The organism is Pseudomonas sp. 57B-090624 (genome assembly GCF_003234055.1).
Taxonomy (GTDB): domain Bacteria; phylum Pseudomonadota; class Gammaproteobacteria; order Pseudomonadales; family Pseudomonadaceae; genus Metapseudomonas; species Metapseudomonas tohonis.
The window spans coordinates 90,140-104,326 of sequence record NZ_QKRU01000003.1; the positions used below are offsets into that span (position 1 = coordinate 90,140).

Consider the following 14,187-nt stretch of genomic DNA (forward strand, 5'->3'; position numbering starts at 1 on the left):
AGCGACATTCCCCCCTCTATCAGCGCGCTATCGGCGGCGTCGGAAGGGGAGGTGAAGCCGCCTTGCGTCACGACCGAAAGCCATTTTCGCGGAGGCCGCCCAGCGCGCCCCGCCACTGAGGAGTCAACGATGGATATCACTTCCACCCTGAGTCTGGGCGATCCGCTGGACCCGGCGCGCAAGGCCACCGCCGAGATGCTCCGCGAGCGCGACCACAGCTTTTCCCTGCCGCAGCCGTTCTACAACGACGAGCGCCTGTTCCAGATCGACATGCAGGAGATCTTCCACAAGGAGTGGCTGATCGCCGGCATGACCTGCGAGATCCCCGCCAAGGGCAACTACCTGACCCTGCAGATCGGCGACAACCCGATCATCGTGCTGCGCGGCGCCGAGGGGCAGGTGCATGCCTTCCACAACGTCTGCCGCCACCGCGGCTCGCGCCTGTGCGTCAGCGACAAGGGCAAGGTCGCCAAGCTGGTCTGCCCCTACCACCAGTGGACCTACGAGCTGGACGGCCGCCTGCTGTTCGCCGGCACCGAGATGGGTGCCGACTTCGACCTGAAGGACTACAGCCTCAAGCCGGTGAAGGTGAAGACCGCCGGTGGCTACATCTTCATCTCCCTGGCCGAGAACCCGCCGGCCATCGACGACTTCCTCTCCACCCTGGCCCATTACATGGAGCCGTACGACATGGAGAACACCAAGGTGGCCGTCCAGACCACCCTGATGGAAAAGGCCAACTGGAAGCTGGTGATCGAGAACAACCGCGAGTGCTACCACTGCAACGGCTCGCACCCCGAGCTGCTCAACACCCTGCTGGAGTGGGACGACGTCACCGACCCGCGTGCCAGCCAGGCCTTCAAGGACCAGGTAGCCGCCTGCACCACCGCCTGGGACGCCGAGAAGATCCCCTATGCCCACGCCAGCTTCGGCCTGCGCAACCGCATCGTGCGCATGCCGCTGCTGCAGGGCACCGTGTCCATGACCATGGACGGCAAGCAGGGCAGCAAGAAACTCATGGGGCGCATCCAGAACCCGGACCTGGGCTCCATGCGCATCCTCCACCTGCCGCACTCCTGGAACCACTGCATGGGCGATCACATGATCGTCTTCACCGTGTGGCCCATCGGCCCGCAGGAAACCATGGTCACCACCAAGTGGCTGGTGCACAAGGACGCGGTGGAAGGCGTGGACTACGACGTGGCGCGCCTGCGCGAGGTGTGGGACGCGACCAACGACCAGGACCGTCGCCTCGCCGAGGAGAACCAGCGCGGGATCAATTCCACCGCCTATCAGCCGGGGCCCTACTCCAAGACCTACGAGTTCGGCGTGATCAATTTCCTCGACTGGTACAGCGAGCGCCTGCTCAACAACCTGGGCGACGTCCCCGCCACTCGCTTGCGCCAGGTCGGCGAATAAGGCGATGAGCCTGAGCCTGGGGTTCGTCCTGCTGCTCACCCTCTACACGGCGCTGGCCTGTCGCAAGGGACGGCGCCCCGAGGCAACACACTGAGGTCCCGCAAGGGACACCCTCGCCCCCACCAGGTCGTCGGCCCTGGCGGGGGCTTTTTTTGCCCAGGTCCCGCACGCCAGGCCACCATGGCCCGGGTCTCAGCCCGGGAAACCGGCACGGAGCAGGCGCGAGAGAGCTTCTCGGATGGCGTGAGCCTATGCGCCTGGCCGCTGGCAGGTCTTGAGCAGGCGGCGGATGGCCTTGTTGATGCTGCGCTTGCCCAGGTCCTCGACGGAGAACCAGCGGCAGTCGGCGATCTCGTTCAGCGGCGTGGGCTGCTGGGATGCCGGCATCGGCGCTTCGAAAACGTAGTGAAGGGTCGTGTAAAGCTCCAGGGGCGCGATGTAGTCGAGGGTCTCGAGCGCGAGCCCGGTCTCCTCCACCAGTTCGCGGAACGCCGCCTGCCCGGGCGCTTCGTCCGCCTCGATCCGGCCGCCTGGCAACGTCCACTTCGACCTGGGTTTGCGCACGAAGAGAATCTTGTCTTCCATGCGGCAGATGACGGTCGCCCGTTCTTTGATTGCCCTGCCCATCTGCTCACCCCCTGCCACTGCGTTGAAAGACCGGAACGGCCACGAAAACCCTCGTAACCAAGGCAAGAAGGGGGCCAGACATGGCCGGCCCCCACACGAGGACGCGCCTGTATCTAACGTTAGGCGCCCTTGGCGATATCTGCCTCGCGCAGAAACTTGGAACAGGACATTCCGGGGAAGATTCCCGGTCTATTCACCGTGGCAGGCGAATCCGCCACGTGGTTCGGGTGAAGACACCCGCAAGAAGCCGGCAGGAAACGAGGGGTGGATGCGCAGAAAGACCGGAAGCCCGACGGAAATTTCTGCGAGGCGGATAGTGGAGTATCCCACGTGTCACGAGGAAGTTTGTAGGTCGGATTAGTCCGACTCACCACCGAACCGGACCGGGTTCACAGCCTGGCGCCAAAGGACCGGGATAATGCGAAACCATCAGGCTCCTACAGTTAGAACCTACAAAAAATCCGGATCGCCAAAGTGTGGATCGTAGGAGCCATCTGATTTTTACTCAGTTCAGCCTGTAAGGAGTGCTGAGATGAAACGACTACTGACTATTCCCCTCCTCGCCCTCATCTGCGTCGCCGGCCTGGCCCAAGCGGAAAACGCGCCAGCGGCCCTGGGGCAGATCACTTTCGTAGGAAGCATCTGCAAGGACCTTTGCGATACCCCTACAAGCACCTGGCTCGAACATGTAGGACGCCGCAGCGGCCTCAGCCCCATCGGCCGATCGGAGCCCCGCGGGCGAGGCCATTGCGCAGGCCTGGGTGAAACCAGCTCGGTGAGCATGACCAGCATCGCCTCCCGCACGGGCGACGCCGGGATCATCACGGTGGTCTACAACTGAGGCCGCATGTCGAGCACACCACGAATGCCTATCCGGTACGCGGCACTGCGAGCCGCCATCGCACGGGATCGTGCATGGCGGCAAGGATTCGCTCGATCGACCAGCAAGCTGGCGCGAGAGCTGGAGCCTGCGGCCATCGACCTGCAGGGCCATGCCCGCTTGCACGCCGGTCGAGACCGAGCGGGATGATCCATGGGGCGCAATGAAGACTGGCGAGCCTGCGATCGAGCGGCGAGGCCGCCGACTCGGAAGCCCAGGTGTGAGGGATCGCGTGCCGGCCAGGGACGCATCAGCACCGGTCCGAGCGCCCGCGCCAATGCATGGCGAGCCGCACGGCCGGCAAGATCATTCGGCTAGCGCGATCTCGGTCCGCCCACCGAGCGTGACGCAGCGCACCTCGACCTGTTGGTAGCTGGGGTCGTCCGGGTCCTGCTCCGGCAGTTGGTAGTCGACCCGACAGGCCTTGTCCGGCCCCTCGCCCCAACGCACGATCAGCACGCCCTCACGCGCGAGCCCGCGCAGGAATGCCCGGCCTCCCTGCCCCACCATGGCCAGGGACACACCCTGGTCATCGATGACGTCTGAGCCCAGCGGCGGGATCTGGCCATCTTCGCGAAGGATGCGCAGCAACACCGGCACGCCAGTGATGGTCGGGTAGCTGAGCATCACCACGGCGCCATGGCGCGGGGCCACTGCCTGCTCGGTGATCTGCAGCTCGACGTTGCGCAGGGTACCGACCGGGTCGATCACGACCTGGTTGTGGCGGTAGGGGGCGAGGCCGCCGACCACTGCGTAACCGTTGCTGCCGACACGGGCGCTCATGTCGTTGCTGACATAGGCGCCTTCCGCCCCCTTGGCCTCGATGACGGCAAAGGTTTCGCTCTGGCTCTGGGTGAAGTTGATCCCACCCGGGTGGGCCACCAGGCTGCCACCGATGCCGACGCTCTGCTGGCGGTAACCGGTGCCCTCGCTGTAGCTGGCGTTGAGCGACGCCGCCGGTGCGAAGTAGTGGACGCTGCCACCGGCGTTGCTGGAGCGGTCGCCCTGGTCACTGCTGCGCGAGCCGTAGAGGCTGTAGTTCATCTGCGAGCGCTCGCCCGCGACACCGCTGAGGCTGGCCTGGATGTTGTTGCGCTTGCCGGCTTGGCTGACCGAGCTACTGAGGAAGGGCGAGCGCACATCACGCCCCAGGGGCACGCTGAATGACAGCAGGTACTGGTTCTCGTACCCCGAGCCCATGCGCGTCCGGCCTGCGGAGGTGCTCATGGTTCCCCAGTTGAAGCCGTTGGAGTAGCCAGCCTGGAAGGTCATGTCGCTGCGCTGCCCGGCGTTCCAGTAGTTCTGCGCCGAACCGCTCAGGTAAAGGCTGCCGAAGTTGGCCCCCAGGGGCTGGCTGATGTTGGCTTGCAGTCGGCTGCGCTGGCGGTAGAGACGGCTTTCGGGGTTGCCGACGGACTGCGCGTAGTCGCCGAACTCGAGATATCCCTCGCTGGAGAAGCGGTAGGCAGCCAGGGTGAAGTTGGTCTGGGTGCTGTCCAGGAGCTTGCTGTAGGTGACCCGGTAGCTTTGGCCGCTCCTGGGGGCGGAGTCGGCGACGGGACGCTCGGTGACATGCGAGCGGGTGACATCGAACGCGACGGCCCCCAGCCCGGTGCTGATCGCGACACCGCCCTGGGCGGCCATGTACTTTTCGGCCACGATGCTGCCCAGGTAGCCGGTGAAGGCGTTGGTCACACCGCGCTGGTAGGTGCCCATGACGAACTTCGGCGATGCGTCCAGGCCACGGTCCCGGTACTCGCCGGCAGTCACGCTGAAACGCGATACACCAGGGCGCAGCAACTGCGCCACCGAGGCGTAGGGCACGACGAAGGAACGCTGGCGGCCATCGGCCTCGGTCACCGTCACCTCGATGTCTCCGGAGTAACCCGAGTCGTAGAGGTCATCGATGGCGAAGGGCCCGGGGGCCACCGTCGCCTCGTAAAGCACCGATTGCCCCTGGCGCACGGTGACCTTGGCGTTGGTTTCCGCCACGCCACGGATCACGGGAGCGAAGCCGCGCTGGGAGTCGGGGAGCATGCGGTCGTCGGAACTGATCTGCACGCCTCTGAAAGGTACGCTCTCGAACAGCTCGCCAGGCGTGTAGTAGTCGCCGACCGTGAGCTGCGAGCGCAGGCCGGTGAGGTCGCGCTGGGCATAGGTGCTGGCGTTGCTGTAGTGGCTGCGGGTAGGGCCGCCATCCTGGCTGGAGCGGTTGTAGTAGCCATTGGAGCGCAGGCGCCACTCACCGATGTTGATGCCGTTGTTGAGGCCCAGGGACAGCTGGTTCGAACCAATGCCGCCGCTGTGGCTGCGGTAGCCGCTGGCGTTGTAGCCGATGAAGCCGGCCGTGACGCCGGCATCCCAGTCACGGGGGTCCACTTGCCCGCGTGCCTGTCGCCCCAGATAGGCCTGCGGGATGCTCAGGTGGGCGCTCAGCTCGGACAGATCGACCTCGACCTGCGCCTGCGGCACCAGGCGATCGAGCTCGATGCAATCCTCGTTGTCCGTAATCGATTGCCGTGCGGCCTGAGGGTCCGGCAGGTTCGCCAGCTCGATGCCGAAGGTGCCGACGTGCTCGGGCTTGAAGCAGTAGCGCTGGATGAGCGCAGCGCCCTCGCCTTCGCTGAGCACCCGCAACTCGTGCCGCCCCTTCCAGGTCTGGTTGACGTAGATATCCAGGAGATAGGTGCCAGGAGGCAGGGCGTTTGCGTTGGCGAAGCGCGACAGGTCGACGGCCTCTTCAGCACCGCTACCGAAGAACGCCGGGTTGAAGACGGCATAACGGGCCGGGGAAACCGCTTCGTCCGCGTCCACCTGGTTCCAGTCGCTGAGCGCCAGGGAGGCGGCAAGGGCCACGGCCATGACCTTGAGCCGTCCCACACGGGGTGCGAGACGCACCCTGCGGGTGCCACGCGTAGACGATCCCCGATACCTGTCTGAAAGAGCTTTCATAGTCGTACCTGGCGCATCGATGAATGGCGCGCGAACGATCGAGCGGCATCAGCGCCTTGCGCGCACGAGCCGCCTGCTCACGGCTCCAGCCTCGCCTCGTGCCCAATGGACGAGCCGTAGTCGTTGATCCACTTCGTCACCACCTTGGCGGCCGTTCCCCGTTGCACCGTGCCCGACAGAGGGAAGTCGCGACTGCCGAGCGGCGGCACCATCCCATCGCCAGCCTCGTGCGCCCGCCCGCCGACATTCAGCGAGACGTCGCTGAACGACACATGGAAGGCGCTGGGGTTGCTCGCTCGCAGCACGCTTTGCGCGCCGTTCTGCACCAGCCGCCAGCTGATCTGCTGGGCCGCTCCGGACGCGCTGCCCGGCAAGCCGGACGGTCGATAGAAGAGTTTCAGGCGGGTGCGGATGGCGAACTGCATGGAGTTGCCGCTGTCCGCCGCAGGTTGTGGCGGGACATCCAGGAGGTTGAGCCAGAACACCGTCTCGCGGTCAGTGGGCAGCGCCTCGCCCGTGAACGCCAGGCGCAGGCTCTGCCCCTTGCCCGGGTCGAGGCGGAAGATCGGCGGCGTGAGCAAGAAGGGCGCATCGGCCTGGTCCGGCTTGCTCGACGGATCGCCGCGATCGATCCAGGCCTGCGCCAGGGAAGGCTGCGTACCGTCGTTGCTCACCCGTACGCTGATTTCCTGCTGCTTGGCGGGATAGATGAAGCGGGTGCCGTTCACCACCATGCCGGCCTGCACGCTCGGCAGGAAGGTGGCGATGAAGAGTGCGGCGATCAATCGGGTGATCCTGGCGGTGGGATGCATCGGTTTTTCCTGAATGGCCGCCGCCCGGGGCGGGCCGGGCGGGTGGCGATTGATCCTGATTCGTGGCGGGGAAGGCGGGAACGAAGGCCGCAGTGGCGGCGCGCCTTTTCCCGGGGGAGGATGATATCGAGCGACACACCCGCCATCCGGCATCGAGCGCCAGGGAAGGACCCCGGCTAGGAAGCGGTGCTGTTGGCCAGGTCGTTGCGCCGGGCGAATTCGATCAGCTCCAGCAACGAGCCGAGGTTGAGCTTCTGCTGGATGCGGCTCTTGTAGGTACTGACGGTCTTGTTGCTGAGCAGCATCAGGTCGCCGATCTGCTTGTTGGAGAGGCCCGACGCCAGGTACTGCAGCACCATCAGCTCCTGGTTGGACAGACGTGCGACCAGCTCGGCCTCGCTGGTCAGCGCGGCCTGGCCCGCCTGCAACGCATCGGCCGGGTAGAAGGAAAACCCCGCGCTGATCGAGTTGATCGCGATGACGAGGTTCTGCAGGTCCTCTTCCTTGCTGACGAATCCCTTGGCGCCAGCCTGCATGCAGCGCTGGCAGAAGCTCTCGGCGGGTTGCGACGTGAGCACCAGCACATGGCTGTCCAGTCCCAGGGCGCGGATGCGCGCGATCACCTTGAGCCCGTCCAGGCGCGGAATGCCGATATCGAGGATGACGATGTCGGGCTCGTGCTGGCGGATCAGTTGCAGCGCATCGACACCGTTGTCCGTCTCCGCAAGCACCTGGATGCCATTGCGTTCCAGCAGCATGCGCACGGCGAGGCGGATGACGGGGTGATCGTCGACTATCAGGGCACTTCTCATGTCGGTCTCTTCTGGGGCGACGCGGGCTCGACGCCGAAGCACGGCAACCATGGCCACGCCCAAGCACTGATGAAATTTCCTACAAGTTTCCGGGAATCTTCGCCTAGCTCGTTGCCGAGCCTCCTAAGTAACGTGACCGGCATCACAAATCTGCCGAGCGAAACCCGATGAAGAACATAAGCATTCTGGTGCTGGAAGACGAACCCTTCCAGCGCCTGCTGGCGATAGCCGCACTGGAGAGAATGGGTCTGGACCGGATCCAGGGAGCGGAGGACGGCGACCAGGCGCTGGCCATGCTACAAGCCTGCGGCGGTGTCGACATCGTGCTCTGTGACCTGCGCATGGCCGGCATGGACGGCCTGGCCTTCCTCCGCCATGCCAGCCAGCGGGGCCTGTTGCGCGCGGTGATGCTCGCCAGCGCGGTCGAGCCGGTGCTGCGCCAGGCCACCATCTCGATGATCCGCTGCCTCGGCGTGGAATTCCTCGGCGATCTTGGCAAGCCGTTCGACATCAACCGGGCTACCCGCCTGCTGCGCGGCTTCGCGCCCGAGCAGGAGCAGTTGCCCGCATCCCCCGAAGTGATCGAATTGCCGTCCCTGGCGGAAATAGCCGAAGGCTTCGAACGCGACGAGTTCGAAGCGTGGTTCCAGCCCAAGGTCGACATGCGCGACGGTGCGTTGCGTGGCGCCGAGATGCTCGCTCGCTGGCGTCACCCCCAGCACGGCGTCCTGTCACCGGCACAGTTCCTGCCGCAGATGGAGGCCAGCGGCCTGGTGGACCGCCTGTTCTGGCGATTGCTGGACCAGGGGCTGGCGGTGCAGCAGGAACTGGCGCAAGAGGGTCGGCAGGTCGAGCTGGCCATCAACATCCAGCCCATCCAGCTGGGCGACCGGCAGATGGTCGAGCGGGTGGCCCGGCGCCTGATGGACAGCGGCCTGCCCGGCGAGGGGCTGACCTTCGAGGTGACCGAGACGGGCCTGCTGCGCGCCCCGGCCACCAGCCTGGAGAACCTCGTGCGCCTGCGCCTGATGGGTTGTGGCCTGGCCATGGACGATTTCGGTGCCGGCTACTCCTCGCTCGACCGGCTGTGCGCGCTGCCCTTCAGCCAGATCAAGCTCGACGCCTCGTTCATCCGCAAGCTGCACAGCCAGCCCCGCTGCGGCGCAGTCATCCGCAGCAGCGTGACCCTGGCCGAGGCGATGGGTATTTCCCTGGTGGTCGAAGGCGTGGAGACCCTGGAGCAGAAGACACTGTTGATGGAGCTGGGTTGCGTCCAGGCCCAGGGCTACCACTTCGCCCGGCCCATGGATGGGTCGGCCTTCCGTCGATGGATCGGCGATGCCCGCCCACCGGCGGCCACCCGGCTGCCGTCCTGACCCCAGGCTCCGCCTTCGCCCGCTCAGGGCGCGGGGGCCGCAGCTCCTTCGGTCAGGTAATCACTCAACTCCAGTTGCAGACGCTCCAGCGCGCGCACCAGGTCTTCGACTCCCCGGCGCAGGCCGTCAGGGGCACTGGGCACCGTACAGGCCTCCATCAGCCGCTGGCACGCCGCGATGACCTCCTCGGCCCGCACAACACGGGCCGCGCCGATCAACCGATGTGCCAGCTCGGACAGGCCCGCGCTATCACCCCGCTCCAGCAACATGCCGAGCAAGGCGAGGTCCTGGCCATTGGTGGCCATCAGCTCGCCGAGCAGGTTGCGCACCAGCAGCGGGTCGCCACCGGTCAGGGGTTGCAACGGGGATAGGTCGAACAGTCCGGTGACCGACAGGCCCTCCGCCTCGAGCAACTCCCCGCCGCCATCACCAAAGACCCGCTGCAGGGCGGCGAGCCCGATGGGCTTGACCAGGCACTCGTCCATCCCGGCGGTCAGGCCCCGCTCGATCTCATCGGCCTGCGCATCGGCGGTGAGTCCGAGGACCAGCGTGCGAGGCCGCACACCATCGCGCTCCTCGCGGCGTATCGCCGCCGTCAGCTCGGCCCCGCTCATGCGGGGCATGTGGCAGTCGGTCGCCACCGCGTCGAAGTGCCGGGCGCGCCAGCGTTGCAGGGCGTCCTGGCCATCCGCCGCCTCCTCGGCCTCATGACCGAGGAAGACCAGTTGCTGCTGGAGAATCTGCCGGTTCACCGGATGATCGTCGACCACCAGCACCCGCAGGCGCCGCGCCGGGCCGGCCAGGGGGCCCGGTGCGGGCACGGGCTCGGGAACGGGGTCGAGGCGGTGCAGGCGCAGCTCCACCTCGACCCGCGTGCCACGCCCCGGCTCGCTGTCCAGGGCCAGCTGGCCGCCCATCATCGAACAGAGCGAGCGGCAGATGACCAGGCCCAGGCCGGTGCCTTCGGCCAGTTGGTCGGCGCGCTCGATCCGCGAGAAGGGTTGGAACAGCCGCGCCTGGTCCTCGGGCGCGATGCCGATGCCGCTGTCCTCCACGACCAGCACCACGCGCAGCATCCCGGGCTCGGCAAGGTCCCCCGTGACGCGCACGCCGACCCGCCCGGCAGGGGTGAACTTGATGGCATTGCTGACCAGGTTGGAGAGGATCTGCTTGAAGCGCATGCCATCGACCAGGACGTCGCCCTGGATGCTCGAGTCGATTTCCAGCACCAGCTCCAGGCGCTTCTGCCGGGCCAGGCCGTCGAACACCCGGGCCACCGACTCCACCAGCTCGCGCAGGTTGGCGCGCGCCGGGGCCAGGCTCAGGCGTCCCGCCTCGATACGGGCGATGTCGAGGATGTCGCCGATCAGGGTCAGCAGGCTGCGGGCCGACCCATAGGCCACCTGGATGCCGGCCGGGTCGATCGGGCCGTGCTCCGCGCGCTTGAGGGCCAACTCGAGGATGCCGATCACCGCATTCAGAGGCGTACGGATCTCGTGGCTCATGGTCGCGAGGAAGGCGGTCTTGGCTCGACTGGCATCGTCGGCCAGGTTCTTCGCCTCCTCCAGTTCACGGACCAGATGATGATGCTCGGTGATGTCGATCCAGCCACAGATCACGCCCTTGACCGCGCCGGTCGAATCCTGGAAGGGCTGGGTCCAATGGTCGATCCACAGCCTGCGCCCGCCCAGCTCCAACTCGTGCACACCGCGCACCAGCTGCCCGTCGACCATCGCCTGCAGGTAGCCCTGGTGGAAATAGGGCGCGGCCTCGAACGCCAGGGGCAACTCCGGGGCCGTCGTCCCGAGAATGTCTTCGCGCGCCAGCCCCAGGGTGTCCAGGTAACTGCGGTTGCACGACAGCAGGCGGCCCTCGGCATCACGCACGAAGACAGGTTGCGGCATGCAGTCGATCAGCGTCTCGATGAAGCGCAGTTCGTCGTTCAGTTGCCGCTCCGCCGCCATGCGCTTGCGCACCTCGCGGCGCAGGCGCAGGCCCCAGGCCAGGGCCAGGGCCAGCAGCACCAGCGCGCCAATCACGATCTGCAGGATCAGCTGGTTGTAGTCACGCCAGGTCTGCGCACTCATGGCCGGGCTGCCGCGCCAGCGATTGGCAGCAGCGTTCAGCTCGTCTGGAGTCAGGCTGGCCAGGGCCTTGTCGAGGATGGACTGCAGCTCGACATCGGCCCGGCGCATGGCGAAGTTCGCCGTGGCCGGCTCGATGGGCACCAGCTCAGCCACCGCCAGGCGATTGCGGAACAGCCGGACCACGTAGTAACGGGCCGTGGGTAGCGACACCAGGGCCGCATCGGCGTCGCCGCTGTAGACAAGGTTCATCGCATCCAGCGTCGAACCCGCCTCGACGATTTCGGCACCGGGGTAGGTGTCCCGGACCTCCGCCATCGCCACATGCCCCCTGGCGATGGCGAGCCGCTTGCCCTCCATGCCGTCGAGCGGTTCGGCGAGGCCGTCATCGCCACGCGGCGCCACCAGCACGTAGGGATTGGTCATCACCGGGCGGGTGAAGCGCAGCAGCGCCTCACGTTCGCGCCCCTGGCTGAGGATCGCCAGGTCGGCGCTGCCCTGCTGCAGGCTGTTCATCTGGTCGGTGAAACCACCACGACGGCTGATCGCCTCGAAGCGCAGGCCGGTCCGCAGGGACGTCATTTCCAGCAGGTCGGCGGTGATACCGCGGAACTGGCCCTGGGCATCGAAGAAGGCCATGGGTGCCATGTCGTCGTCGATCACCAGGCGCACCACAGGGTGACGCTCCACCCAGCGGCGCTCCTCCTGCGTCAGGGGCAGGGGCTCCAGCGCCGGTATCACACCGCTGCCGATCCAGCGCCGGGTGATCTCATCCAGGCGCGAGCGGCCCAGGGCATGGAGCGTGGCATCCAGGCCGCGCAGCAGCGGAGCATCGTTCGAGCGCACGATGAAAGCCACGCCATCGGCCTTGAGCTCGGCGAAACGCTCGAAGCGCACCATACCGTGGAAGCCCCGGTTGATCCGGTAGTAGGCGGCGAGTACATCGCCGAGGAACAGGTCGGCCTTGCCGAAGGCCACCGCGGCCATCGCCCCGTCCACCGACTCGGCGGCCACCAGGCGTGCCCCGGGAAACCCCCGGTGCAGGGCCGGGTCGCCCAGGTATTCGGTGGTGGTGACCACGGTCAGCCCGGCCAGGTCCACGGGAAACTCGCGCGTGTCCTCCTGGCGGCGGAAGAGCGCCGCGTGTTCGATGGCGAAAGGCTGGCTGCGCGCCACGCTGGCACCGCGCAAGCCGTGGCTGGATGCGGTCGTCATGTCGATCTCGCCCGACTCCAGTGCCCGCGCGAGGGAGGCCTGGTCCGGCAGCTCGCGCAGGACGATGCGCATGCCCAGCATCTGCCCGACCAGCGCGGTGGTGTCCGCCGTGATGCCCTCGAAACTGCCGTCGCGCTGCAACATCGCCATCGGCGCCTCGGCATCGCCGGCCACGCCGAGCACCAGGTCACGCTTCTGCCGCAACCAGTGCCAGTCGCTTTCGGATATGGCCAGCTCCTGCTGGTCGACCTGCAACTGGCTCGACAGATGCAGGGGCACAGCGCCCACGGGGGCGGATTCGACCGCCATCGGCGACAGCAGAAGGAGCCCCAGCATGAGCGACCGGACGGATACGCAAAACCACGAAATGCCGTGCAACGTGGCGACCTCCCTCTGCCTGTTGGACTGGAACAATGCCCATTACAGGAAGTGACTGATATTCATTGACTGAGGAAGCCTAAAAACTTGCCTACATGGATTGTAGGAAACTTCCCAAACAACCGATCGCGGCGCGCACCGCGAATATACTTCTCGCCTCACATATTCAGCCAATTCCATGAGCGGCCAAGCCCAAAAGCCTATGGCAGCTCGTGTCGCCTTGTTTGGCGTACGCAATAAACATTAGGAATTGTCTGAACGACATCAACATAACTTCTGAAGAAATATCCCATATGCAAGGAAAGTCCGATACGGACTATCGCTGGCTACGGATAACTTGTTCGCGCCGCCTCTATCGGTAATAGCAAGAAAACCAATCGGAAGAAGTGCCAACCCTGTTTCGAACGGCTTTGTGTGCGTGCCGTGGAGCAACGGGAAACTCACCAAGGAGAAATGAACGGATGAGTAAGATCCTGCTTATCGACAACCAGCCCATGATCCGCTTCGCCACACGCGTCCTGCTGGAGCGTGAGGGCTACGACATCGTCGGCGAGACCGAGAACGGCGTGGAGGGCCTGAGCCTGGCGCGTTCGCTCAGGCCGGACCTGGTCATCCTCGATATCGCCGTGCCCAAGCTGGACGGCATGGAGGTGCTCACCCGCCTGGCGGCGATGGACGTCAACCTCAAGCTGCTGGTGCTGACTTCGCTGCCTGCGGCGCTCTATGCCAACCGTTGCCTGCAGGCCGGCGCCACCGGTTACCTGTCCAAGCAGGAACAGGCCGTCAGCCTGATCGCCGCGACCAAGTCGGTGCTTTCCGGCTACAGCCTGTTCCCCAGCACCGTGCACCTGCCCGTGCCGTCCCAGGCCGGCGAGGACACCCAACTGCTCGACAGCCTGTCAGACCGGGAGCTCGCGGTGCTGCAGAACCTTGCCAACGGCAAGAACAACAAGGAGATCGCCGAGCAGCTGTTCATCAGCCACAAGACGGTGAGCACCTACAAATCCCGACTGATGGACAAGCTGAAGACCCGCAACCTGGTCGACCTCATCGACTTCGCCCGCCGCTACGCCCTCCCCACGGCCTGACCGGGCGGCCCGGGCTCACTCAGCGTGCGGGTGGCAAGCCGATGACCCGCGCGACATGCACCGGCAGTGGCAACTGCCGGTGCGCCTCCAGCAGCCCCGCTACACGCCCGGCCACCGCTTCGGCGAAGGGCGCCGATCGCGCGCTCTCGCTCTCCACGTTCATCAGCATCTGCTCACTGGCCGCCAGCAGCTCATCGCCGCCGGGGTAGTACAACCCATGGTGGATGTGCAATCGCTTGGCATCGCTGGCCAATACCTGGGTGCGCACTTCCACATGCGCGCCCTGCTTCACCTCGGCGAGGTAGTTGAGGTGGCATTCCAGGGTATAGAGCGTATGCCCGGCCGCAGCCCTCCCCGCCTCGTCGAGGCCGATACGCTCCATCAGCGCATCGGTGGCGTAGCTGAAGATCAGCAGGTAGAAGGCGTCGCGCAGGTGGCCGTTGTAGTCCACCCACTCGGCGGGGATGAGGGTGCTGTAGGTGGTCAGGGCATGGCTCATGGGGCGGTTCCTGGCGATAGGCCCTCCCCGTGAGGGAAGGACCAT

10 protein-coding genes are annotated in these 14,187 nt (G+C 66.0%); 4 read left to right on the forward strand and 6 right to left on the reverse strand.

Going from position 1 to position 14,187, the window contains the following annotated elements; genetic code table 11:
• Positions 1–129 precede the first annotated feature (129 nt).
• Positions 130–1,419, forward strand: a complete 1,290-nt coding sequence (gbcA, locus tag DMX10_RS02380) for a glycine-betaine demethylase subunit GbcA (protein WP_111259601.1) — start codon at positions 130–132, stop codon at positions 1,417–1,419.
• Positions 1,420–1,668: 249 nt separating this feature from the next.
• On the opposite strand, the gene DMX10_RS02385 is transcribed toward gbcA, so the two are convergent.
• Positions 1,669–2,046 (reverse strand): NUDIX hydrolase, encoded by a 378-nt coding sequence (locus tag DMX10_RS02385; protein WP_111259602.1) that lies wholly within the window; start codon positions 2,044–2,046, stop codon positions 1,669–1,671.
• A 532-nt stretch (positions 2,047–2,578) separates the two neighbouring features.
• On the opposite strand from DMX10_RS02385, the gene DMX10_RS02390 reads away from it, so the two are divergent.
• Positions 2,579–2,887, forward strand: a complete 309-nt coding sequence (locus DMX10_RS02390; RefSeq protein ID WP_111259603.1) for a hypothetical protein — start codon at positions 2,579–2,581, stop codon at positions 2,885–2,887.
• Between the two features lie 345 nt (positions 2,888–3,232).
• Here the strand turns inward: DMX10_RS02390 and DMX10_RS02395 are convergent, their stop codons facing one another.
• The 3 genes from DMX10_RS02395 to DMX10_RS02405 all read right to left on the reverse strand — a co-directional run bounded on the left by DMX10_RS02395 (position 3,233) and on the right by DMX10_RS02405 (position 7,502).
• The gene (locus DMX10_RS02395) at positions 3,233–5,788 is read right to left on the reverse strand and encodes a fimbria/pilus outer membrane usher protein (protein ID WP_236208548.1); all 2,556 of its coding nucleotides are present in this window, start codon (positions 5,786–5,788) and stop codon (positions 3,233–3,235) included.
• A 167-nt stretch (positions 5,789–5,955) separates the two neighbouring features.
• The gene (locus DMX10_RS02400; protein ID WP_111259605.1) at positions 5,956–6,690 is read right to left on the reverse strand and encodes a molecular chaperone; all 735 of its coding nucleotides are present in this window, start codon (positions 6,688–6,690) and stop codon (positions 5,956–5,958) included.
• Positions 6,691–6,866: 176 nt separating this feature from the next.
• Entirely contained in the window at positions 6,867–7,502 is a 636-nt protein-coding gene (locus tag DMX10_RS02405) for a response regulator (protein ID WP_111259606.1), read from the reverse strand.
• Between the two features lie 167 nt (positions 7,503–7,669).
• Between DMX10_RS02405 and DMX10_RS02410 the strand changes: the two genes are divergently transcribed.
• Complete coding sequence (locus DMX10_RS02410; protein WP_111259607.1) at positions 7,670–8,878, forward strand: EAL domain-containing protein; 1,209 nt, start codon at positions 7,670–7,672, stop codon at positions 8,876–8,878.
• A gap of 23 nt (positions 8,879–8,901) precedes the next feature.
• On the opposite strand, the gene DMX10_RS02415 is transcribed toward DMX10_RS02410, so the two are convergent.
• The gene (locus DMX10_RS02415) at positions 8,902–12,513 is read right to left on the reverse strand and encodes an ATP-binding protein (RefSeq protein ID WP_111259608.1); all 3,612 of its coding nucleotides are present in this window, start codon (positions 12,511–12,513) and stop codon (positions 8,902–8,904) included.
• 503 nt (positions 12,514–13,016) lie between these two features.
• Between DMX10_RS02415 and DMX10_RS02420 the strand changes: the two genes are divergently transcribed.
• Positions 13,017–13,643, forward strand: a complete 627-nt coding sequence (locus DMX10_RS02420; protein ID WP_111259609.1) for a response regulator transcription factor — start codon at positions 13,017–13,019, stop codon at positions 13,641–13,643.
• 19 nt (positions 13,644–13,662) lie between these two features.
• On the opposite strand, the gene DMX10_RS02425 is transcribed toward DMX10_RS02420, so the two are convergent.
• A complete protein-coding gene (locus DMX10_RS02425; protein WP_111259610.1) occupies positions 13,663–14,142 on the reverse strand; it encodes a thioesterase family protein in 480 nt (159 codons plus the stop codon).
• Positions 14,143–14,187 lie beyond the last annotated feature (45 nt).